This is a genomic window from Hungatella sp. (assembly GCF_046966825.1).
In genome coordinates, this window is sequence record NZ_JBKVCZ010000289.1 from 1 (window position 1) to 2,067 (window position 2,067).

The window sequence follows — 2,067 nt, forward strand, 5'->3', positions numbered from 1 at the left end:
ATGTTCATCGGAGTACCGTAAAGGAGTACGTCCACTTCCTTTATTCTGCCTTCCTGATCCAGTTCCTTTCGAAGACTGTCGTAAATAAACCACCAGTTGTCCGATGGAAACGTTTTGCCCTGTTTTTTCTTCCCCACGTGAGCAGCCTCTCCCTGTCCCGGGACCAGCGCCTCCGCCAGTTCCTCCGCCTCCCGGTACGTTAAATATCCCTGTACGTATTCCGGGTCCGAAGGGGTCGTGTCCGGAGATAAGTATCCGTTCACATAGAGATAATTCAAATACTTTGCATACCAGTTATTCCTGTCCTTCTCCGAAAAATAGTTCTGCCCCTGCTCCTTAAGCAGCTGTTCACAGCTTTCGGCATCCGTCAAAAGAAGGGCGGCTGACTTGTAGGCCGCCGCTCTCGATATCCCACCCGGCTTCGTCTCACTGACCAGGATGATGATAATTAAAATGAGAACCAGAAGAGGAATTCCGGCTGCAAATGCGATAAATTTCCTTTTATTCATGCGCTCCTCTTATCTCATATAAGTTTTCTTCTCTTCGTCGATGTGCTTTAAATCCTTGTAGTCGTTTGTATTAAGGGAAAGTTCTTTTTTCCTGAGTGCCCGGTTCACCAGTCCGGATAGCATGCTGTAGCCCACCGCAAAGGTCGGTACTGCGATAATCATGCCTACAAAACCGAACAGGCCGCCGAACAGCAGGATGGAAAACAGCACCCAGAAACTCGGAAGTCCCGTAGACTGTCCTAAAATCTTCGGGCCTAAGATATTGCCGTCAAACTGCTGAAGCAGTACGATGAAAATCAGGAAGTACAGACACTTCATCGGGCTGACCAGAAGAATTAAGAAGGCACTTGGGATGGCTCCGATAAACGGGCCGAAAAACGGGATCACATTGGTCACACCCACGATCACGCTGACAAGCAGAACGTACGGCATCTTCATCCAGTTTAAGCATACGAAACAGATGATACCGATAATCAGGGAATCCAAAAGCTTGCCCGTGATAAATCCGCCGAACACCCGGTGGACAAAACGGAGCTCTTCGATAAACTGATTCGCCATCCGCAGAGGCAGCACGCTGTAGATGATCTTCTTTCCCTGTGCGGAAAGAGTTTCTTTAATGTTTAATAAATACACCATAACGATGACGCCGATCAGGATGTTCTTAAGCGCCAGCACAACACTCAAAAGACCGCTGGACAGGCCGCTTATCACCGTCGATACGTTCGGTACCAGGGAGGTGGTCAGCCAGGTTTCCAGTTGATTGGTCACCTCGTCGTACATCGGGATTACCTTTTGTTCCAGGGTCGGATTATCCTCCAGAAGCTTCTGAAGCCAGAGCGCCAGGTTGTTGATGTTCTCCCCCAGTCCCTCCTGCAGCGTCATAATACTCGTGTAGATCTGCGGAATCACCATCCAGAACAGTCCCGCAACAATCACAAAGAGGACGATCAGGCTAACAGCCGTCGCTCCGGCCTTCGATAATCCCCTGACTGTCTTTTCCTTTTTTACGCCCTTCGCAATCCATCCTTCAAGAAGGCTTCTCGTCCTGTTGTAAATCGGGAGAAGCAGATATGCCAGGACAGCTCCATAGATCACCGGCATCAATATGCCGATAAATGCCCTCAGTCCAGCCTTCATCACCTGAAATCTCGTAAGAAAAAAAGCAAACGCGATACTCAGCGCGATCACCGCCAGCGCGGTCACTCCCCAGCATATATAATTCCTGAATTTCGTTTCCTTCATATTATTCTCCTGTATTTTAAGATACGGGCTTTGCCCTATGTATACATTATCATACTTTTGTAAAAAGTTAAAGCAGCGATTTCTCGCTGCTTTTTTCTTTTGTAACCCCAAAATGCCGGTTCTTACTGTTTGACGCCTAGCCTTGCTAGGTGGGCGACCTCACTTAAGCTTCTGCCTTCCACTCAATATAGGAGGCCTGACATCCGCTTAAAAATATTGGAATCCCGAATGTCAAAATGTAGGTTCAAAGTAGGTAAGAGTGTCGAACATTCCAGGAATTACAATTCATCTTATTTTTATAGCATTAGTATACACC

1 protein-coding gene, 1 other RNA gene and 1 pseudogene are annotated in these 2,067 nt (G+C 47.6%); all 3 read right to left on the reverse strand.

The annotated features are described in order from the left end of the window. Positions 1–509: pseudogene (locus ACLTD4_RS33915) on the reverse strand (stage II sporulation protein SpoIID); the annotation flags it as partial. 9 nt (positions 510–518) lie between these two features. Then, positions 519–1,751 (reverse strand): AI-2E family transporter, encoded by a 1,233-nt coding sequence (locus ACLTD4_RS33920; RefSeq protein WP_055652925.1) that lies wholly within the window; start codon positions 1,749–1,751, stop codon positions 519–521. 100 nt (positions 1,752–1,851) lie between these two features. Next, a non-coding RNA gene (ssrS, locus tag ACLTD4_RS33925) (6S RNA) lies at positions 1,852–2,032 on the reverse strand. Positions 2,033–2,067: the final 35 nt, after the last annotated feature.